This is a genomic window from Parabacteroides sp. ASF519 (assembly GCF_000364265.2).
In the GTDB taxonomy this organism is placed as follows: domain Bacteria; phylum Bacteroidota; class Bacteroidia; order Bacteroidales; family Tannerellaceae; genus Parabacteroides; species Parabacteroides goldsteinii.
The window spans coordinates 5358571-5380657 of sequence record NZ_AQFV02000006.1; the positions used below are offsets into that span (position 1 = coordinate 5358571).

Genomic DNA, 22087 nt, shown 5'->3' on the forward strand with positions numbered 1-22087 from the left:
ATTTTTCGCGTTAGTAAAGCTATAACATTATTAATTATGAAGATTCGTGCGATAGCTGCACTGCTATTTATATTAGTTTCAATCAGCGCTTTTGGACAAAAGCATGTTAAAATCACGGGATATGTTCGGGATGCCGACGGTAGTCCGCTTGAACTTGTGCTTGTTCAGATAAAGAATACGCTGAACGGGGCAATGACCAATGAAAAGGGTTACTATTCGATCACCACGTCGCCGGGCGATTCCGTTGCGGTTATTTTCTCTTGCCTGGGATATAATAAGGCAGAACGTATTCTACCCAGTTTGCAACAGGACATGCGGCTGAATGTACAGATGAACTACACAAGTATCGACCTGGGGGAAGTTGTTGCTGTAGGTACCCGTTACCAAACCAGTACCCTTCAAACCATGAATGCAGACCGTGTCAAGCTCCTCCCCGACCCTGCCGGAGGAAGCATCGAAAGTCTCGTGGTCACTTTTGCCGGAGTTTCATCCAGCAACGAATTAAGTTCCCAGTATTCGGTTCGCGGCGGTAGTTATGATGAAAACATAGTATATGTAAACGGTCTGGAAGTATTCCGCCCGTTACTGATCCGTTCCGGCCAGCAGGAAGGTCTGAGTTTTATCAATCCCGACCTCACCGAAGCTGTCAACTTCGCAGCCGGAGGATTTGAAGCACGGTACGGAGATAAAATGAGCTCTGTTCTTGACATCACCTATAAAAAACCCAAGTTATTTGAAGGATCGGCCTCCGCCAGTTTACTGGGAGCAAACGCCTATGTGGGAAGTTCCATCGGCAAGTTCACACAAATAACCGGTGTTCGTTATAAGACAGGACGTTCGCTACTAAAAACAATGGATACGGACGCCGAATACCAGCCGGATTTCGTCGATCTGCAATCATACATGACTTATCAGTTAGCTCCGAAATGGGAAGTAAACTTTCTGGGGAACCTGGCGTCCAACACATTCAAATTCACCCCGCATAAACGGGAGACAAACTTCGGTACGGTAGAAAACGCCCAACGATTTGAAGTGTATTTCCCCAACAGCCGCGAGCGGGATAAGTTCCAGACAATCTTCGGCGCACTGACCTTGAAACACAATCCGAACGAGAAAACAGAACTGGGCCTTCAGGCATCCGCTTTCTCCAGCAAGGAAATAGAAACCTACGACATCACCGGCGAATACTGGCTGGGTGATGCTACAACAGAAAACGACAATAACCAGAATGCCCTTGAAATAGCCCGCTACCATGAGCATGCCCGCAACCGTTTAAGTTCAACCATCATGAATGTAGGACATTACGGCAGCAGCAAGATCAAAAACAACACGCTGAAATGGGGAGCCACCGTACAGATGGAAAAGATAAACGACCGCATCAGCGAATGGGAAAAACGCGACTCGGCAGGTTACTCACTTCCTCAAACAGGGAACGGGGTAAACGTGATCTCCAATCTTTATTCGGACAATGATTTGTCGACTACCCGGATATCGGGATATTTGCAGGACGTTTTCAAGTTCCGTACCAAGCAAGGTATGTTCACACTCATCGGCGGTATCCGCGGAAGCTACTGGAGCTATAACAAAGAATTCATTTTCAGCCCACGCGTTTCTTTAGGTTTTATCCCTAATTTCGATCAGAATCTGACCTTTCGTGCAGCGACAGGTATCTACTACCAGTCACCGTTCTATAAAGAATTACGAACCACCGTGCAGGATGCCGCAGGCAATGATATTATCGAACTGAACAAGGATATCAAATCGCAACGTTCCATCCATTTCATTCTCGGTGGCGATTATACGTTCCGGGCAGCCGACCGTAACTTTAAAGTCAGTGCCGACCTCTATTACAAGAAGCTGGACGACCTGATTCCTTACACCGTCGACAACGTAAAGATCCGGTACTACGGAGAGAACTGTGCCAAAGGCCATGCAATGGGTATCGATGTTAAATTCTTCGGTGAATTTGTACCCGGAACCGATTCATGGATCAGCTTCTCGCTTATGAAAGCAGAGCAAACAATCCGTGACATGGTAACCGTTCCCATGCCCAACAGCCAGGGATATAACGTATCGTTATTCTTTCAGGATTATTTTCCCGGATACAAACGTGTAAAACTGAATCTGAAAGGCGTCCTCTCCGGCGGACTTCCTTTTATTGCACCACGCACGAAATACGAAGATGTGAAGAGTACTTTCCGCACGCCGGCCTACAAACGTGTCGATCTCGGCTTCTCTTACCAGCTGGCCGGAGGAACCGATGCGATCATGGACCGCGGAGTCTTTCGTCACCTGAAAAATATCTGGATCGGAGTGGACGTATTTAACCTGTTCGATATAAAAAATGTCAGTTCCTATTACTGGATCACCAACATCGACAACCAGCAATATGCTGTACCGAATTACCTGACAGGCCGACAACTCAATGCACGACTGATAGTCGATTTCTAAGAATATGCCAATAAGATAATTTGCCAATATGCCGATAAAAAACAGGATTTGCCAATGAGAAGTCAAGGCTTTCATTGGCAATTTTGCATATTAGCAAATTGCCAAATTATTATTAATGAAATATTTCTTGATTCTTCAAAAAGAATGTACCTTTGCCATCAAAACAAAAAGCATTTATCAATTATTAAATTCTTATTGACATGGAAATTACACATATTGAACATCTGGGAATTGCAGTAAAAAGCATCGAAGCTTGTCTGCCGTATTATGAAGAAATTTTAGGCATGAAATGCTACAACATCGAAGAAGTTGCTGACCAAAAAGTAAAGACTGCGTTCTTTAAAGTAGGCCAAACAAAAATCGAATTACTTGAACCGACCAGCGAAGACAGCACTATCGCCAAATTCATCGAAAAGAAAGGCGAAGGTATTCACCATATCGCATTTGCTGTACCTGATGTACAGGCTGCATTGGACGAAGCTGAATCAAAAGGTGTCAAACTGATCGACAAAGCTCCCCGCGGTGGTGCAGAAGGTCTGAACATTGCATTCCTTCACCCGAAATCAACTTGCAGCGTATTGACTGAACTTTGCATGCCGGGTAAAAAATAATTAATCAGTTCATTTCTAACAACAAATCAGAAATACAATGAGTAACCAACTTGAAAAAGTAAAAGAGCTTATCGCTCTTCGCGAACAAGCCCGTTTAGGTGGTGGAGAAAAAAGAATCGAATCTCAGCACAAGAAAGGCAAGTACACAGCACGCGAACGTATCGCCATGTTGCTTGACGAAGGTAGTTTCGAGGAGTTTGATATGTTCGTTCAGCACCGTTGTACTAACTTCGGTATTGAAAAAACAAAATTCCTGGGTGATGGTATCGTAACCGGATATGGTACGATCGACGGCCGTCTGGTCTACATCTTCGCACAGGACTTCACCGTATTCGGAGGAGCTTTGTCAGAATCACTGGCCATGAAGATTTGTAAGGTAATGGATCAGGCCATGAAGATGGGTGCCCCTGTCATCGGCTTGAACGACTCAGGTGGAGCACGTATCCAGGAAGGCGTTAACGCCCTGGCAGGATATGCTGAAATCTTCCAGCGTAATATCCTTGCATCCGGTGTTGTACCTCAGATTTCAGGTATCTTCGGTCCGTGTGCAGGTGGCGCAGTTTATTCTCCGGCGCTGACTGACTTTAACATCATGACACGTGGTACCAGCTACATGTTCCTGACTGGTCCGAAAGTAGTAAAAACAGTTACCGGTGAAGACGTAACTCAGGAACAACTGGGTGGCGCAAGCGTACACACAACCAAATCGGGTGTTGCCCATTTCGCTGTCGACACAGAAGAAGAAGGTCTGCAACTGATCCGCAAATTGCTCAGCTTCCTTCCGCAGAACAACCTGGAAGAAACTCCGCTGATCGAATGTAAAGACCCGATCGACCGTCTGGACGATGTATTGAACGACATCATTCCTGACAACGCAAACCAGTCATATGACATGTATGAAGTAATCGGCACAATCGTTGACAACAACGAATTCCTGGAAGTACATGCTGATTATGCTAAAAATATTATTGTTGGTTTCGCACGTTTCAACGGCCAGTCTGTTGGTATCGTAGCTAACCAGCCGAAAGTAATGGCAGGCTGTCTGGACAGCAACGCTTCCCGTAAGGCAGGCCGCTTCGTCCGCTTCTGCGACGCTTTCAACATTCCTTTGGTAACATTGGTAGACGTACCGGGATTCCTTCCGGGAACAGGCCAGGAATACAATGGTGTAATCCTTCACGGAGCCAAATTGCTTTACGCTTACGGCGAAGCAACTGTGCCTAAAATCACTGTTACATTGCGTAAATCTTACGGTGGTGCTTACTGCGTGATGAGTTCTAAACACCTGCGTGGCGATATGAACTACGCATGGCCGACAGCAGAAATCGCAGTTATGGGCCCGAGCGGTGCTGTAGAAGTTATCTTCGCAAAAGAAGTTGCCGCATCCGAAGATCCTGCAAAAGCAACAGCCGAAAAAGAAGCAGAATACAAGAAGGCATTCGCAAACCCGTACAACGCAGCTCAATACGGTTATATCGACGATGTGATCGAACCGCGTAATACCCGTTTCCGTATCATTCGTGCTTTACAACAATTGCAGACCAAGAAGCTGTCGAACCCGGCTAAGAAACACGACAATCTTCCTCTGTAATTCTTAAAACCGCATGAATATGATGAAAAAGAAAATAGGGATTCTGGCACTGTTTGCTTTGCTCTGCGTATTTGGAGCAAAAGCACAGTTGACCACATCCATGAAACTAAATGAAGTATTGGTAGTCAACGAAGACAATTTTGTCGACGACTACGGGAAACGTCATCCCTGGATTGAATTGTTTAACAATTCGGCCGGAACTGTAGACTTAAGAGGATGTTATCTGACCAACGACAAGAACAATCCTAAAAAGTATATGATTCCGAAAGGAGACGTATTGACCAAAGTTCCTCCACGACAGCACATTCTTTTCTGGGCTGACAATGAGCCTTCACGTGGTACATTCCACACGAACTTCACATTGGAACCGGACAAAGATAATTATATCGCCTTATACGATTCCGACGGAACAACTTTGATTGATGAAATTACTATTCCAGCCGGACAAAAGGCCGACATAAGCTATGGTTTGACTCTAGATGGCGGCGACACATGGGCTGTTTTACCCAAAGTCACTCCCAGTACGAACAACATAACATTGGACTCGAACGAAAAACTGGAAAATTTCCAACGGAACGACTCATTGGGTATCGGTATGACAATCACAGCCATGGCAGTTGTATTCCTCGGATTGTTGATTCTGTTTTTGGTGTTCAAACAAATCGGTAAATGGGCAATTGCCGCCAGCAAACGCAATGCAGCCAAATCCGGAGAAGTTTCAACTGTTGAAGTCTCCGGCGAAGTATATGCAGCTATTGCCACCGCTCTTTATGAATTCGGCGAAGATACCCATGACGTGGAAAACACAGTTCTTACTATCCAGAAAGTAAAACGCAACTATTCACCATGGAGTTCCAAGATCTATTCTTTGCGTGAAGAGCCCAGAAGAAAGTAATTATCTATTAAAAGTAAATTCAGAATGAAAAGTTTTAAATATACTATTAACGGCAATATATACAAAGTACACATTAACTCGGTTGTCGATGATATTGCCGAAGTAGAAGTTAACGGTACACCTTATAAGGTAAAAATGGAAAAACCTGCCAAAAAGCAGATGGTGACAATCAAACGTGCAGCGCAGGCTCCGACAACAGCTTCCGGAGATCCCGTGGTTTCACGTCCGGCAACATCGTCTTCTCCCGGCGCAGTTAAATCTCCACTCCCCGGTGTTATTCTAAGTGTTGACTGTAAAGTTGGTGACACTGTCAAAAGAGGACAAAAAATCTTAGTGCTGGAAGCCATGAAAATGGAAAACAACATTAACGCCGACCGCGATGGAAAGATTACCGAGATAAAAGTAAACAAAGGAGACTCTGTACTGGAAGGTGCCGATCTCGTAGTAATAGGATAAGACTATGCAAGAAAGTTTCTTACAGTTCTTGATGGAGAATATACAAATATTCCTATCATACACAGGATTTGCAAATGCGACTTCAGGACATTTTGTTATGCTCCTCGTAGGTCTGATTTTCATTTTCCTGGCTATTAAATATGAATTCGAACCGATGCTTCTTATCCCTATCGGCTTCGGTATCCTGATCGGTAACATTCCGTTCAAAGATGCAGGTCTTCAGTTAGGTATTTATGAAGAAGGTTCAGTATTGAACATACTCTACCAAGGAGTAAAACAGGGATGGTATCCTCCGTTGATCTTCCTGGGGATCGGAGCCATGACCGACTTTTCGGCGTTGATCTCTAACCCCAAACTGATGTTGATCGGTGCAGCAGCACAGTTCGGTATTTTCGGAGCATATACCATTGCTTTACAAATGGGATTCGATCCGGCACAAGCTGGTGCAATCGGTATCATCGGTGGTGCCGATGGTCCGACCGCAATCTTCCTGTCATCCAAACTAGCCCCCAACCTAATGGGTGCGATCGCGGTATCCGCCTACTCATACATGGCGTTGGTACCTATTATCCAGCCACCGTTTATGCGCTTACTTACCACAAAGAAAGAACGTCTGATCCGTATGAAACCGCCAAGAGCCGTTTCGCAGACGGAAAAGATTATTTTCCCGATCGTAGGTTTGTTGTTGACAGCATTCCTCGTACCGTCAGGGCTGCCCCTGTTGGGTATGCTGTTCTTCGGTAACCTGATAAAAGAAAGCGGTGTAACACGCCGTCTGGCAGAAACTGCCCGTGGTCCGCTGATCGACGTGATCACAATCCTGTTAGGTATTACGGTAGGTGCTTCTACACAGGCTACACAGTTCTTGACATTGAACTCTATCAAGATCTTCGGTCTGGGTGCATTGTCGTTCGTTATCGCAACTTGTGCCGGAGTTTTATTCGTAAAGTTCTTCAACTTGTTCCTGAAGGAAGGTAATAAAATCAACCCATTAATCGGTAACGCCGGTGTATCTGCCGTACCCGATGCAGCACGTATTTCACAGAACGTAGGTTTGGAATACGATCCGAGCAACTATCTGTTGATGCACGCTATGGGGCCGAACGTAGCAGGTGTAATCGGTTCTGCTGTAGCAGCCGGTATCTTGTTAGGATTCTTAGGATAATAAAACAAGTGACAGTTGATAGATGGTAAGTGACAGATAAATAGAATCTTTTCTAAATCTGTCAACTGTCACTTATCAACTGTCAACTTTTTATACATTCTGCTCAATCTCCATCGGAGCTGTTTCCGGATTAGTTACTTCTTCCAATGTCGTCCCCACAAACAACCATACCATCAAAAGGACAATCGCAATAATAACCCCGATGATCAACCATAGATTTTTCTTTTTCATACCTTCGTAATTCTGATTCTGTTTTATATGAGCATAAAACAACAGAAACAAGTCTTTGGTTTAAAAAGATCTATGAGTAAAATACGAAACCTACTACCATACTATCATAGTTGACAAATATTCATCCGATTACAAATAATTTAGCAGCATACTCTTCATATGCAATTCATATAATAATAGACTGTAAAACACAAAGCTGGAATACTTCCGCAAACATTGTTTTATTTGCAGGAATAAACTAACTTTGTCTCTATATCTTAAAAAGCATCCAACATGAGCCAAGTAAAAGGAATACCATACGGAATATCTGATTTCAAACGGTTGAGAAACGAAAACTTTTATTACGTAGACAAGACGATGTATCTGCCGCTGATCGAAAAGATGCCCAGCTACTTGTTTCTTATCCGTCCCAGACGATTCGGAAAAAGTCTGTTCCTTAGCTTGATGCGTACATATTATGATATATTGCAAAAGGATAATTTCGAAAAGTATTTCGGCGATTTATGGATTGGCAGCCACCCGACCGACCAGCGCAACCGCTTTCAGGTGCTTTACTTCGATTTCTCAAAAGCCGGTTGTTCGCAACCGGGAACCGATATGATGACCAGCTTCAACGACTATTGCGGTCTGATCATCAATCAGTTCGCACATGAATATGCATCCTATTACGATGCCGATTATAAAGCTACGATCGAAAATATAGCAAGTGCCAAAGCAAAACTGTCGTACATCGAGATAAAAGCAAAAGAAAAAGGGTATCCGCTTTATCTTATCGTAGACGAATATGACAACTTCACAAACGTCATACTGAGTGAACACGGACAGAAAATGTTTCACGACCTAACACATGCCAGCGGTTTCTACAGGGAATACTTTAAACAGTTCAAAGGGATGTTCGACCGGATTTTCCTGATGGGGGTCAGTCCTATCACTTTGGATGATTTATCGAGCGGTTATAACATCGACTGGAATATCTCGACTGACGAAACTTTTAACGCAATGATGGGATTCGATGAAACAGATGTTCGTGAAATGTTTCATTATTACCGGCAAAACGATATGCTGACAGGAGACATAGATACAATGATCGCAGAAATGAAACCGTGGTATAATAATTATTGTTTCGCACGAATGGCATTGGATAGTGACCGGGTGTTCAATTGTGACATGATTTTGTATTATTTACACAATCAGGTAAATTTCCACCGTGCCCCGGAAGAGATGGTAGACAAAAATATTTGCATAAATTACAGCAAACTAAAAAAGCTAACCGGTATCAACCATAAAAGTTTACACGAAGATAGCTGTATGAATACTATCAAAGATATTGTCGCAAAAGGAGAAGTGCTAGTCGACCTGCACACCTCTTTCCCGGCTGAAAAAGTAATGGATATCGATAATTTCCGAAGTCTACTTTATTACTACGGACTGCTTACTATGTGCGGTACACACGGAAAACTATTAAAAATGTGTATCCCCAATAATTGCGTACGTGAACAATACTTTGGTTTCCTGCGCGATTATTATCAACAGTTTCATACAATAAACCTTTCTCATCTGAAAGATTTAATAGACGACTTCGCTTACGACGGCCAATGGAAACCGTTTTTCGAATCCATCGCCCTTGCCTATCGTGAAAACTCCTCCGTACGTGATGCCATGGAAGGAGAAAGAAATCTGCAAGGTTTTCTGAAGGCATATCTGGCACTCGCTTCTTATTATCTGGTAGAACCGGAACTGGAAATGAATTACGGTTACTGCGATTTCTTTTTATTACCTGACAAAAAGCGGTATCCCGATATCGGACACAGCTACATATTGGAATTAAAGTACGCTGGACGTACCACCACTGACACGGAACTCGAAACGCAAGCAGAAGAAGGACGCCGCCAACTATTACAATACAGTAAAAACAAAATCGCTTTACAGTTGGCCCAAGACACAACACTTCATTTGATACTGCTTCAATTCCGGGGTTGGGATTTGGTTAAGTGTGAAGAAATAGCTTCCTGCTAACAATCTTCACCGGATGATAGCTTTCAAAACGCTATCATCCCAACACCTTATTCTTAGCGATTGTTGCCTGAAATTCTTTCAGGTAGAACGGCTCGAAATAAGCGACATCCTCAAACTGACTTTCGGCAAATGCTTTTTCAGACAAGGTTATCATATTAACAGCCAGCGGGTGGATATTATCAATAAAGAGCGCATTCGGAGAAGTAATCACCTCCCGACATTTGGCTGCACCGTTCCCAAAGAAACAAACTTTCCCTTTTTCCAGCCAGGAAGCATAAGTTTCTGCATCTACAATATCAGCAGACGTTTCGCGAACCGTCTTCAAATTAACATCATAGATAGCTGCATACACCTCCATCCGACGGGCATCGAGCATGGCGCAATACAAACAGTCGGACGCATTATTTTGCTGTTCCAATGCGGCAACAGCCAACACTTCCAGCGTAGGGATACTGATCAGAGGTATGCCGTAACCGAAACACAAACCTTTGGCGACCGATACGCCGATACGCAATCCGGTATAAGATCCCGGACCGCTGCTGACAGCTACTGCATCCAGCTTCAATCCTTTTTCTTTGGTCACCGCAATAGCCTCTTCCACATAAACACCCAACAAAGCGGCATGCGACGGACCTTCAAATGAACTCTTTTCAAAAAGCACCTCACCATCAGCCGATAAAGCGACGGAACACACCGAGGTCGATGTTTCAATATTTAAAATACAAGACATAATAGTTGACAGTTGACGGTTGACAAGTGACAGATATTTTTCAATAGAACTCCGCTGTTCATCAACCGGATTAATTGGTCGCAAAAGTACAAAAACGTCTTTATACGAATGAGAAAATAACGAACTTTTTCTCTATCAGGACGAAGAATTATCAACTGTCAACTGTCAACTATCAACTGAATAAGCTATCTTTGCACAAATTTTTAGAACAATGATACAATCAATGACTGGATTCGGTAAGGTTACAGCCGAACTTCCTTCAAAAAAGGTAACCGTAGAAATAAAAGCACTCAACAGCAAACAACTGGATTTATCAACCCGCATCCCTTCTATCTACAAAGATAAGGAAATGCAAATCCGTAGCCAGCTGCTTCAGTCGCTTGAACGGGGTAAGGTCGATTTCAGCATTTATATCGAATATATAGGAAAAGATACTCCTACCCAGATCAACCTTACCGCTTTTGAAAGTTATTACAGCCAGGTTAAGGATATTGCAGAAAAACTGAATATTGCACTTCCGGCTGACTGGTTCCAGACATTACTAAAAATGCCGGACGTTATCAAATCTGAAATTGTAGAAGTAGACGAAAGCGAATGGGAAGTTGTTTTCAATGCAGTAAAGGGAGCCATCAAACATCTTTGTGACTTCCGCATCCAGGAAGGCGCCATGCTGCAAAAGTTATTTGAAGACAAAATCGGTAATATCGCCCGCCTGCTGACCGAAGTGGAAGAATATGAAGGCGAACGCATCGAAAAGATCAAAGCCCGTATCATGGATAACCTCGAAAAGGTAGCCAACCAGGATTACGACAAGAACCGCTTCGAGCAGGAAATGATCTATTACATCGAAAAACTGGATGTGAACGAAGAAAAGAACCGCCTCGACAACCATCTGAAATATTTCATCAGCACGATGAAAGACGGACACGGACAAGGCAAAAAGCTCGGTTTCATCGCTCAGGAAATGGGCCGCGAAATCAACACGCTCGGTTCGAAAAGCAACCATGCGGAAATGCAGAAAATTGTCGTTCAGATGAAAGACGAACTGGAACAAATCAAGGAACAGGTACTAAACGTATTATAATATGGCTGGTAAATTAATTATATTCTCCGCCCCGTCAGGCTCAGGCAAATCAACCATCATCAACCATCTGCTAAAACAGAACCTGAACCTGCATTTCTCTATCTCGGCAACAAGCCGTGCACCGCGCGGAACAGAACAGAACGGTGTGGAATATTATTTCCTGACTCCCGACGAATTCCGGGCCCGTATCGCTGCCGGTGATTTTTTGGAATATGAGGAAGTATATACCGATAAATACTACGGCACATTAAAAAGTGAAGTGGAACGCCAACTGAATGAAGGCAACAATGTCATATTCGATGTGGACGTTGTCGGCGGATGCAACATCAAAAAGTTTTATGGTGACCGTGCTCTTTCAGTATTTATCCAGCCGCCCAGCATCGCCCATCTGCGTGAACGTCTGGAAGGACGAGGTACGGATGCTCCCGAAGTAATCGACAGCCGTATCGCAAAAGCGGAATTCGAACTGGGATTTATTCCTCATTTCGATGTCTGCATCGTAAACGACGACCTTGCGACAGCACAGGCCGAAGCAGTGGAAGTTATAAAAGATTTTCTGTCTAAAGAATGAATAACAACAGACAATTATCACGTAAATGGGGATATATTTTCGCACTGACCGGAATCGCGGCATTGGGAACCTGCATTGCAGGCCTCATTTATAAAGAATATCTCATTGCATTTGCAACCGGACTCGTATTCGGCGTACAGGCATTCAACTTTATAATGTGGAAGAAACAACGGTAAAGGAAAACAACAAACTGAAAACCGGAATCTTTTCCGGTTCTTTCAACCCGGTTCACATCGGTCATTTGGCCCTGGCCAACTGGCTGTGTGAGTTTGCGGGGTTGGATGAACTCTGGTTTGTTATCACGCCTCATAACCCGCTGAAAGACCGTAGCAACCTGATGGACGACCGGCTTCGGCTCGAACTGGTCGAAGCTGCCATTGCCGGATATGCCAAATTCCGTGCCAGCGATATCGAGTTTACGCTTCCCCAACCGACTTACACGATAGACACTTTACGTACCCTCGACCGTACATATCCCGACCGCGAATTTCATTTTATAATGGGAGCCGACAACTGGTCGTCAATCAATCGCTGGAAAGAATCGGAAACGTTAATTACCAGCTACCCTATCCTGATTTATCCGCGTAAAGGATACGAAATCAACATTCCCGACAACCTTCCCGACATCCGTAAAGTCGATGCTCCGCTGATGGAAATATCCTCCACTTTTATACGAGAATCACTGGCAGCCGGCAAGGATATACGCTTCTTCTTACCGGAAGCAATACGTAACCATAAGTGCTTTTCTAATATATAATTAAGTAAACTACTACTCACTTTTATCCTATAAGTGAGAAAAATTTTGTACTTTTGCGCCGTATTATACAAAATAATAGCGTAATGAATCTATTAGAACTGAGTGAACAGGAAATCATAAGACGCAATAGCATGGAGCAATTGCGCCAAATGGGGATAGAACCGTATCCCGCTGCTGAGTACGTAACAAACGCATATTCCAAAGAAATAAAGGCATCTTTTAAAGACGATGCAGAACCCCGTCCTGTAACTATTGCAGGCCGTATCATGAGCCGCCGTATTATGGGTAAGGCTTCATTCATGGAGTTGCAGGATTCGGAAGGCAGAATACAGGTATATATTTCCCGTGATGATATCTGCCCGGGTGAAGACAAAGATTTATATAACGTCGTTTTCAAGAAGTTGCTCGATATCGGAGACATTGTAGGAATCAAAGGTTTTGTATTCCGTACGCAAATGGGTGAAATCTCCGTCCATGCACAGGAATTGACGGTATTATCCAAATCACTCAGACCGCTGCCTATCGTTAAATACAAAGACGGTGTAGCTTATGACGGATTTAACGATCCCGAACTACGTTACCGTCAGCGTTATATCGACCTGATCGTAAACGATGGCGTAAAGGATATTTTCATGAAACGTGCAAAAGTGATCAAAACAATGCGCGCCGTACTCGACGAAGCCGGATATACGGAAGTAGAAACTCCGATCCTTCAGTCTATCGCCGGTGGTGCAAGTGCACGTCCGTTTATCACGCATCATAATTCATTAGATATTGACCTTTATCTGCGTATCGCTACCGAACTGTATCTGAAAAGACTGATCGTCGGCGGTTTCGAAGGGGTTTACGAAATCGGGAAAAACTTCCGTAACGAAGGTATGGACCGGACGCACAACCCGGAATTTACCTGCATGGAATTGTATGTCCAATATAAGGATTACAACTGGATGATGAGCTTCACGGAGCAGCTGCTGGAAAAAATATGTATGGCTGTCAACGGTACATGCGAAACCGTAGTCGACGGCAAGACTATCAGCTTCAAGGCTCCTTTCCGTCGCTTACCTATCCTGGAAGCCATTAAGGAAAAGACCGGCTACGACCTGGAAGGCAAGAACGAAGATGAAATCCGTTCAATTTGTAAAGAATTGAAGATGGAGATCGACGAAACAATGGGTAAAGGCAAGTTGATCGATGAAATCTTCGGAGAATTCTGTGAAGGTACATTTATCCAACCGACATTCATTATCGACTATCCGGTTGAAATGAGTCCGCTGACTAAAATGCACCGCAGCAAACCGGGACTGACAGAACGTTTCGAATTGATGGTGAACGGAAAAGAGTTGGCAAACGCTTACAGTGAGCTGAACGACCCAATCGACCAGGAAGAACGTTTCAAGGATCAGTTGAAGTTGAGCGAAAAAGGGGACGACGAAGCGATGTTCATCGACCAGGATTTCTTGCGCGCACTGCAATTCGGTATGCCTCCTACATCCGGTATCGGTATCGGTATCGACCGTTTGGTCATGTTGATGACCGGCCAGACTACTATTCAGGAAGTATTGTTCTTCCCGCAAATGCGTCCGGAAAAAACAGTAAAGAAAGATGCTGCCGATAAATACGTAGCATTAGGTATCGATGAAGCCTGGGTTCCGGCATTACAGAAAGCCGGTTATCTGACTGTCGACACGCTGAAAGAGGTGAACCCTAACAAGCTGCGCCAGGAACTTTGTGAGATGAACAAGAAGTATAAGCTGGAACTGCAAAATCCTGCGGCCGAAGAAGTGGAAGCATGGATTGCCAACGCAGCCAAATAAAAGGGAATGCTATGAAATTACCCGGTAAAATTGCAATAATGGGAGGTGGTAGCTGGGCTACCGCCTTAGCCAAGATTGTACTTTCTACACAGGATAGTATTAACTGGTATATGCGCCGGCAGGACCAGGTTGACGACTTTTTAAAGACAGGACATAACCCCAGTTATCTGTCTGCCGTAAAGTTCGACACGGACAAAATAAAATTCTACACGGATATTAACGATGCGATTAACGATTCCGATACGCTAATCTTTGCGACTCCATCTCCGTTCCTGAAACAACATTTAATGAAGGTAACGACCCCGCTGAATGACAAATTCATCATCTCGGCCATCAAGGGGATTGTACCGGACGAGAACATGCTGATTGCCGACTATTTCACGGAATATTATAATGTACCTATGGAAAACATCGCAGTAATCGGCGGTCCGTGTCATGCGGAAGAGATTGCGCTCGAACGTCTTTCCTATATTACATTAGCCTGTTCCAATATCGACAATGCACGTGCCGTCGCCCATGTATTCCAGAATCAATATCTGAACAACTATTGTTGTAAAGATGTTAGAGGAATAGAATATGCTTCTGTTTTAAAGAATGTATATGCGATTGTTGCCGGTATCTGTCACGGGATGAAATATGGAGACAACTTCCTGGCAGTATTCATCTGTAACGCAATCGAAGAAATGCGTAATTTCCTCAATTCCGTACACAGCCTGGAACGCGACGTAACCGACTCGGTTTATCTGGGAGACTTGTTGGTGACAGCGTATTCCCGTTTCAGCCGTAACCGTACGTTCGGGACGATGATTGGAAAAGGATATTCCGTCAAGATTGCCCAGCTGGAAATGGAAATGATTGCCGAAGGATACTACGGGACCAAATGTATCCACGAGATAAATGAAAAGTATAAGGTAAACATGCCGATTCTGGACGCCTTATACGATATATTATATGAAAGAAAATCGCCGACTACCGTTATACGGCAGTTGACAGAAACATTTAAGTAGGTATGAAAAACATCAGTATTAACATTGACAAAGCACTGGGCGTTGTTACAAAAGAACAGGTTTACGCACAGGAAGCCAAGGCAAACGAATGTATTGCCACTTTACATAACGGAAACGGAGCTGGTAACGATTTTCTGGGTTGGTTACATCTCCCCTCTTCTATCACAGATGCTGAATTAACAGACATCGAGAACACGGCCAACGTGCTTCGTTCTAAATGTGAAGTTGTCGTTGCCATCGGTATCGGCGGAAGCTATCTCGGCACAAAAGCCGTTGTCGAAGCATTGAACAACAGTTTCGACTGGTTGCAGTCTGACCGTAAGAACCCGGTTGTTCTCTATGCCGGACAGAATATCGGTGAAGATTATCTGTATGAGCTGTGTGAAATACTGAAAGGTAAACAATTCGGTCTGATTAACATATCCAAATCGGGAACAACAACAGAGCCTGCCCTGGCATTCCGTATGCTGAAGAAGCAACTGGAAGACGCAGTCGGCAAAGAAGAAGCAAAACATCGTATTGTTGCCATTACTGATGCCAAAAGAGGTGCCCTTCGCACATTGGCAGACCAGGAAGGTTACAAGACATTTATCATTCCTGATAATGTAGGCGGACGTTTCTCCGTACTGACTCCGGTCGGTTTACTGCCTATCGCAGTAGCTGGTATCAGTATCCGCGACCTGGTTGCCGGTGCCGTATCTATGGAAAAGGCTACAGGTATTGAAATTCCTTTCAATGAAAACCTGTCGGCTATCTATGCTGCAACCCGCAATGAATTATATAAAAGCGGCAAGAAGATTGAAATCCTTGCTAACTTCCATCCGAAACTTCATTACATCGGCGAATGGTGGAAACAGTTGTACGGCGAAAGCGAAGGTAAAGACGGAAAAGGTATTTTCCCGGCTTCTGTCGACCTGACAACCGACCTTCACTCAATGGGCCAATGGATTCAGGAAGGCGAACGCATCATCTTCGAAACAGTCATCTCTGTTGAAACTCCTTCACACAAAGTAGAAGTCCCGACAGACGAAGCCAATTTGGACGGCCTGAACTTCCTTGCCGGGAAACGTGTAGACGAAGTAAATAAGATGGCAGAACTGGGTACTCAGCTGGCACACGTAGACGGTGGTGTTCCAAACATCAAAATCACGATGCCGGAAGTAAATGCTTATTACATCGGCCAGTTGTTCTATTTCTTCGAGAAAGCCTGTGGAATCAGTGGTTATATGCTGGGCGTTAATCCGTTCGACCAACCGGGTGTCGAAGCATACAAAAAGAACATGTTCGCGCTGCTGAACAAGCCCGGATATGAAAAAGAAAGCGAAGCAATCCGCGCACGATTGTAATAACCTGTTACATGACATAAATAAAAAGGTGAAAGTGGATGTTCTTGCTTTCACCTTTTTATTTTTAAGAAGATATCTATACTAAAGGAGATTCATATCTTTGCAAAGATTATTAAGGATATAAATAAAATGATACAAGAAGCTATCAACCGTTATCTGCTTAGGACTAAGCAGAACTCTCTTTCTCCCAAAGCTGTACTTTTCGATATGGATGGTGTCTTATACGACTCCATGCGTTTTCATGCCCGTGCCTGGAACGAAACAGCGATACATCATCAGCTCCAGGCTAAAGAGGAAGACTTTTACATGTTTGAAGGCCGTACCGGTGACAGTACAATCAACGAATTGTACCAACGTACCTTTCAGCGTGATGCGACCGATGAGGAAAAACGGGAACTATATGAAGAGAAAGCAACACTTTTCAATAAATATAATGATGGTAAAGCAATGACAGGCGCCGCAGAAGTACTGGCTGCCGTTAAAGCGACCGGACTACAAACATTAGTCGTAACCGGTTCCGGCCAGCACAGCTTGATTAACAAACTGGAACATACCTATCCCGGCTGTTTTACCCGCGAAAAGATGGTTACGGCTTTTGACGTAAAATATGGCAAACCTCATCCCGAACCTTATCTGATGGGATTGCAAAAGGCCGGAGTCCATGCCAACGAAGCATTTGTCGTAGAAAACGCCCCGATGGGTGTCGAAGCCGGTGTTGCAGCAGGCATCTTCACGATTGCAGTCAATACCGGTCCCCTCCCCGACAAAGTGTTATTGGATGCAGGCGCCGATTTACTATATCCGGATATGGCAAGCCTGGCAAAAGACTGGGATAATATAATGAGGTGTATAGGATAGATTCTATTTCCATATAAAAAAACAAAGCGATACCTACAGAAAACCGTAAGTATCGCTTTTGCCATGAATAATTATCTTATAATCGTTTACTTTACATAATTCGCCTTGTTCAGGAAGTCGAAACTTTCTTTACAGCTGGCTACAGGATCATTGTTTGTATATTGTTCTACTTCAACGTACCAGTCTCTTACATTGTTTGCATACATCTGGTCAAAGATCGGTTTGAAGTCAATCTTACCGCTGGCACCGATTTCCATGTCATCCTTAATATGGATCGTCTTGAACTGGCTCGGACGGGATTTCAGATAAGCCACGGGATCACCACCACCTTGTGTCACCCAATAAACATCCATCTGGAAGAATACATGATTAGGACTTACATTGTCCAGCAAGAAGTCGTAGATCAACTTATCTTCTATCTTACGGAATTCAAATGCATGGTTATGATAACCGAAAGCAATACTGGCTGCAGCCGTTTTGTAACCTACCGTATTGAAATAATCGCAATACATCTTCAGGTCATCCAAGGTTGTTTCATCATTCACCGGCATCCAGGGCTGAACCATATATTTAACCCCCAATTCGTTGTGAGCAGCAATTGCCTGGTCCCACCAGTTCATTACTTCTGCTTCCTTTTCTTTGGTAAAAGCCTGTCCCAAATGGGCACTTGTACACTTCATACCCAAGTCGTTACACATTTTCTTAAATTCAGCAGGAGCTAAACCATAAATTTTACCATTGTCATAACCGGCTGTTTCTAAATTGGTATACCCCATTTTAGATGCTGTTTCCAACACTTTTTGAATGCCTTCGTCTTTTACAAGGTCTCTCAAAGAATATAACTGTAAACCGATATGTTTCTTTTCGGCACAAGAAGATAACAACTGAGGTGCAACTAAACCTCCTGCAAGCAACATGGAAGCTTGCTTTAAAAAGTCACGTCTGTTCTGCATAGTACTAAAAATTAAGTTTGATTGAGAATTTGTACAAAAGTAAGACTATATTCGATGGATTCTAAGATTATTTCGTTAAAATCAATAAAAAAATAAATTACTTTTGCCGCAACATTCGCTGCATCTTCATGTATCGATATTGTTTTATGATCAATTTTCGGCTACGCATAATCTGATACCTGTAAATAATGCAAGCTGTAATAAAATAGATACCGGCCTGTATCCAAAGCGTACGGTATTCGTGAGCTACTTCATTCAAGGAGGCTCCTGCCGTATTGATTCGGATAAATCCCTGTATTCCCGGTGTGGAAGGAAACAAATAACCGATTGCTTTCCAGAACGGAGGTATTGCCTCCTTAGGCCAGGACACGCCGGAGATAAACAACAGAATGACCGAAGTAAAGACAAAGACCAGCATCGGCGACTCACGGCTTGTCATAAAACCGGACAAGGTCATCGACAAAAAGATGGACGCGAACAGATAAGGCAGAACAAACAACATAACAGTCCACGGCTCTCCCACCTGCGGCAATGAAAATAATTTCGGAACCACCCCTAATGCCCAGATACAAACGACTATATATAACAATATATAAGTAAGCGACTTGCCGAACACGATACGCAACGTCCCGTTAAAATGACGGCTTACCGGAACCAGGCTGTGGAAACGGTTCTTTTCGCGTGCCGTTCCTCCCAACATACCGATACCCAGAATCAGCGTCTGCTGGATAACCAGAATAAGGATAGCCGGCACAAGGAAGCTGGCAAACCCGTTCTGCGAATTGAACAGGGCTACCGATTCATACGGAATAGGATTGATCGTTATCTTTTCCTGTTCTATCGTCGACGACGGATTATTCTGCGCCCGTAGTTCTTTTCCTATCTCGAGCGAAACTTCAGTCGTTGCCAACAGGAAGGCTTTATAAAACAACAAAGCACTCATATCACAATAAAGCGAAACCGTCGCCTGCTTTCCTTTATGTATATTTTTGCTGAACTCACTGGGGAAATACAGGATTCCGTATGCTTCTTTCGCATCCATCATCCGTTTTGCCTCTTCCATATCCGAACAGACGGCAACAACCTTTACATCTGCCGTTGCATCGACCTTCCGAATATATTCGCGACTCAGATAAGAATCCGACTGGTCCACCACCACCATCTTGGCATTGTGAACCACCTCATTATTATAGATAAACGCATACAAAAGCGGATAGATGAAGGGGACCAGGAAGAAAAAGATCATGACTCCCGAATCCTTGAAGACGTTCTTCAATTCATCCTTCCAGATAAAAAAGGTATCCAGTATACCTTCTTTAATTATATATCGTAAACGATGTTCTCTTTTCATTACTTTCAGTTTTACGGAATATACTTAAAGTACAGCAACGCATTCTTCAGGTTCTTTCCTATCAAGAACGGTAAGATAAGGAAGCCAGCCAACCAGACATATTCACTCCATGAATAGAACAAATCCCTACCGTTCAACGCCTGATCCACATAAATCAGAAAATAGTGACGAAGCGGGAACAGGTCGCTCAATGCCTGCAAAGTCGGATCCATCCCTAACACGGGAAAAGAAAATCCGACAATAGAGAAAGCAATCATACCAAACAAACTGGCAAAACTCAATCCCAGACGCAAAGTTGGCAACACACCGATCATAAACACACCGACAGCCTGCGAAGCCAGCACCAACAGGATTATTGCCGATATCATCGGCATCCAACCACTATTCAGCGGGAAAGCATTGAAACCGTACAAAGCGGCACAACACATCAACGCCACAATGGTAAAAATAACAGTTTGCGGGAGTAACTTCCCCAACAGACTAGTCGTCAAGGAGTTCCCTCCCGTCTGCAGCCACTGGCGGGCGGTCGAATATTTTATTTCTGTACCGATACTGAACACCGTCACCAGGAAGATCATCAACTGAAGCACGCCCGGCAAAATCGTGTTATTCAGATAGACGGAATAGTTCAGCCAGGGATTACCGATCGCATGAGTATCCACTACTACCGGCTGAAGCTGTCCCATAATCTGGTCGGTCGTATATCCTTTCGCCAATCCGGTCTGCAAGCCGACCGAAGCACCAGCCAGGACAGACATGGTCTTCATATCCCTGAAAAGCAGGGAAGCTGCGATTAGATAAGTACCGTTCGTATAGAAAGACAATGTAGGTTGTTTTCCCGTTGTTGCCTCCACTGCAAAGTTCTTCGGTATATAGAAAATACCGTATATGTTTCCTTTTTGCATCTCCCGGCGTGCATCATCGAACGTAGCGGTCTTATAAACAACCTCCGTCTGTTCAAAAGCATCCAGCTGCCGGATCAGGTTACGGGAAGTGGCTGAACCATCCATATCGACCACGGCAATCGGCAGATTGGTTGGCAAGCCATCTTGCATCAGTGACAGGAAGAAGACGACACAGAGAGCCGGAGCGATCAGCATACAGAAGAAATAGATCGGCTTCGATGTAAGCCGCTGTATCTCCCGCTTCGCCACATTCCAGATACTATGTAAACTCTGCTTCAATGTCATAATATTTCGTTTCCTTTTTTCTTCATTACGACAGACATTCCGGGACGTAAGTCTGCTATTTTTTCCTGCGGACGGGCACGGACTTCAAAGGTCTTCGAATCGAATTGTCCGGTTGTCTTTGTAGCTTTCCAGGCAGCATACGAGCCCATGTCCTTCATATAATATACTTTCAGCTTTACCGGCTTATTGTCGAATGCCGGAATAAAAGCATTCAGTTCGGAACCGATCTTGATATCCTTCAACAGGTCTTCACGAACACTGAATGATACCCACATATCGTTCAAATCCGTAATATTCATAATCGGTGCACCGGTACCGACCAACTCTCCCACTTGTGGGAAACGTTCGGATACCTCTCCGTCGATAGGTGAAACCAAAGCCGACTCTTTCAAATAAGATTCCACTTCGGCAACAGCACCGCCGGCCTGTTGAACCAGGGCAGCCGCAGCAGCCTTATCTTCTGAACGGGCACCGTCCCGAGCCATATCATACTGTGACTTAGCCGCTTTTTCGGTAGCGACCATCGCTTTATAGTTTGCCTCGGCCTCATCTCTTTTCTGAGCAGACATGACTCCCTTGTCATATAAGTTCTGAACACGGGTATATGATTTTTTGGCAATCTCCAAACCTGCTTGTGCCTTCTGCCACATCTCGTAAGCACCGGCTATTTCCTGTGCACGGGCTCCTTTAAGAGCTTTGGCATTCTGTGCTTCGGCAGCTTTTTGAACGGCTTCCGCCTGTTGCAGTTTTGCCAGAACTTCCGGAGTATTCAGATACACCAACGTATCACCGGCTTTTACTTTATCTCCTTCATCAAAACGATACATTTCGATTCGTCCGGGTACTTTTCCGGAAATACGAACCTGATTGGCTTCAGCCTGCCCATAATAATATCGTCGGGAGGAGTAAGCAAAAAGAAACCGGTCAATGCGACTAATCCAATCACGACCAATACCGTGATAAATGCCAACATCATGTTGCTGATCGAAAACTTTTTATTCTCGTTCATC

Annotated in this window: 20 protein-coding genes and 1 pseudogene; 15 read left to right on the top strand and 6 right to left on the bottom strand. The window is 44.1% G+C overall.

Annotated features, from left to right (window positions below; all coding sequences use genetic code 11):
• Positions 1-36: 36 nt before the first annotated feature.
• The 6 genes from C825_RS21470 to C825_RS21495 all read left to right on the top strand — a co-directional run bounded on the left by C825_RS21470 (position 37) and on the right by C825_RS21495 (position 7169).
• A complete protein-coding gene (locus tag C825_RS21470; protein ID WP_007657792.1) occupies positions 37-2451 on the top strand; it encodes a TonB-dependent receptor in 2415 nt (804 codons plus the stop codon).
• Positions 2452-2651: 200 nt separating this feature from the next.
• A complete protein-coding gene (mce, locus tag C825_RS21475; RefSeq protein ID WP_007657779.1) occupies positions 2652-3062 on the top strand; it encodes a methylmalonyl-CoA epimerase in 411 nt (136 codons plus the stop codon).
• Positions 3063-3099: 37 nt separating this feature from the next.
• Entirely contained in the window at positions 3100-4653 is a 1554-nt protein-coding gene (locus C825_RS21480) for an acyl-CoA carboxylase subunit beta (protein ID WP_007657778.1), read from the top strand.
• Positions 4654-4672: 19 nt separating this feature from the next.
• Positions 4673-5548: a lamin tail domain-containing protein gene (locus C825_RS21485; RefSeq protein ID WP_010800118.1), complete on the top strand. Its 876-nt coding sequence runs from the start codon at positions 4673-4675 to the stop codon at positions 5546-5548.
• 24 nt (positions 5549-5572) lie between these two features.
• Positions 5573-6004: a biotin/lipoyl-containing protein gene (locus tag C825_RS21490; protein ID WP_010800119.1), complete on the top strand. Its 432-nt coding sequence runs from the start codon at positions 5573-5575 to the stop codon at positions 6002-6004.
• A gap of 4 nt (positions 6005-6008) precedes the next feature.
• Complete coding sequence (locus C825_RS21495) at positions 6009-7169, top strand: sodium ion-translocating decarboxylase subunit beta (RefSeq protein WP_007657774.1); 1161 nt, start codon at positions 6009-6011, stop codon at positions 7167-7169.
• A gap of 90 nt (positions 7170-7259) precedes the next feature.
• On the opposite strand, the gene C825_RS21500 is transcribed toward C825_RS21495, so the two are convergent.
• The gene (locus tag C825_RS21500; protein ID WP_167754494.1) at positions 7260-7400 is read right to left on the bottom strand and encodes a hypothetical protein; all 141 of its coding nucleotides are present in this window, start codon (positions 7398-7400) and stop codon (positions 7260-7262) included.
• A gap of 273 nt (positions 7401-7673) precedes the next feature.
• Here C825_RS21500 and C825_RS21505 point away from each other — a divergent pair, with 273 nt between their 5' ends.
• Positions 7674-9416, top strand: a complete 1743-nt coding sequence (locus C825_RS21505) for a PD-(D/E)XK nuclease domain-containing ATP-binding protein (protein ID WP_010800120.1) — start codon at positions 7674-7676, stop codon at positions 9414-9416.
• A gap of 34 nt (positions 9417-9450) precedes the next feature.
• Here the strand turns inward: C825_RS21505 and tsaB are convergent, their stop codons facing one another.
• Complete coding sequence (tsaB, locus tag C825_RS21510; protein ID WP_044215164.1) at positions 9451-10146, bottom strand: tRNA (adenosine(37)-N6)-threonylcarbamoyltransferase complex dimerization subunit type 1 TsaB; 696 nt, start codon at positions 10144-10146, stop codon at positions 9451-9453.
• Positions 10147-10357: 211 nt separating this feature from the next.
• Between tsaB and C825_RS21515 the strand changes: the two genes are divergently transcribed.
• The 8 genes from C825_RS21515 to C825_RS21550 all read left to right on the top strand — a co-directional run bounded on the left by C825_RS21515 (position 10358) and on the right by C825_RS21550 (position 17583).
• The gene (locus C825_RS21515) at positions 10358-11230 is read left to right on the top strand and encodes a YicC/YloC family endoribonuclease (protein ID WP_010800122.1); all 873 of its coding nucleotides are present in this window, start codon (positions 10358-10360) and stop codon (positions 11228-11230) included.
• A gap of 1 nt (position 11231) precedes the next feature.
• Positions 11232-11801: a guanylate kinase gene (gmk, locus tag C825_RS21520; protein ID WP_007657745.1), complete on the top strand. Its 570-nt coding sequence runs from the start codon at positions 11232-11234 to the stop codon at positions 11799-11801.
• The gene (locus C825_RS21525; RefSeq protein WP_007657744.1) at positions 11798-11977 is read left to right on the top strand and encodes a hypothetical protein; all 180 of its coding nucleotides are present in this window, start codon (positions 11798-11800) and stop codon (positions 11975-11977) included. Before gmk ends, C825_RS21525 begins: the two co-directional genes overlap by 4 nt.
• Positions 11959-12558: a nicotinate (nicotinamide) nucleotide adenylyltransferase gene (nadD, locus tag C825_RS21530; RefSeq protein ID WP_010800123.1), complete on the top strand. Its 600-nt coding sequence runs from the start codon at positions 11959-11961 to the stop codon at positions 12556-12558. The genes C825_RS21525 and nadD overlap by 19 nt, the downstream gene beginning before the upstream one ends.
• 83 nt (positions 12559-12641) lie before the next feature.
• Positions 12642-14372 (top strand): lysine--tRNA ligase, encoded by a 1731-nt coding sequence (lysS, locus tag C825_RS21535; protein ID WP_010800124.1) that lies wholly within the window; start codon positions 12642-12644, stop codon positions 14370-14372.
• Positions 14373-14383: 11 nt separating this feature from the next.
• On the top strand, positions 14384-15379 hold the full coding sequence (locus tag C825_RS21540; RefSeq protein WP_010800125.1) for an NAD(P)H-dependent glycerol-3-phosphate dehydrogenase: 996 nt from the start codon (positions 14384-14386) through the stop codon (positions 15377-15379).
• A 2-nt stretch (positions 15380-15381) separates the two neighbouring features.
• Complete coding sequence (locus C825_RS21545; RefSeq protein WP_010800126.1) at positions 15382-16725, top strand: glucose-6-phosphate isomerase; 1344 nt, start codon at positions 15382-15384, stop codon at positions 16723-16725.
• A 129-nt stretch (positions 16726-16854) separates the two neighbouring features.
• Positions 16855-17583, top strand: coding sequence for an inorganic diphosphatase (locus C825_RS21550; RefSeq protein ID WP_010800127.1), 729 nt, complete (start codon positions 16855-16857; stop codon positions 17581-17583).
• A gap of 86 nt (positions 17584-17669) precedes the next feature.
• Here the strand turns inward: C825_RS21550 and C825_RS21555 are convergent, their stop codons facing one another.
• From C825_RS21555 to C825_RS21570, 4 genes and pseudogenes are all read right to left on the bottom strand, one after another.
• Positions 17670-18536, bottom strand: coding sequence for a sugar phosphate isomerase/epimerase family protein (locus tag C825_RS21555; protein WP_010800128.1), 867 nt, complete (start codon positions 18534-18536; stop codon positions 17670-17672).
• 97 nt (positions 18537-18633) lie between these two features.
• Positions 18634-19887, bottom strand: coding sequence for an ABC transporter permease (locus C825_RS21560; RefSeq protein ID WP_010800129.1), 1254 nt, complete (start codon positions 19885-19887; stop codon positions 18634-18636).
• 11 nt (positions 19888-19898) lie between these two features.
• Positions 19899-21077 carry an ABC transporter permease gene (locus C825_RS21565; protein ID WP_010800130.1) on the bottom strand — a complete coding sequence of 393 codons (1179 nt, stop codon included), beginning with the start codon at positions 21075-21077 and terminating at the stop codon, positions 19899-19901.
• A pseudogene (locus C825_RS21570) lies at positions 21074-22086 on the bottom strand (HlyD family secretion protein). Before C825_RS21570 ends, C825_RS21565 begins: the two are co-directional and overlap by 4 nt.
• Position 22087: the final 1 nt, after the last annotated feature.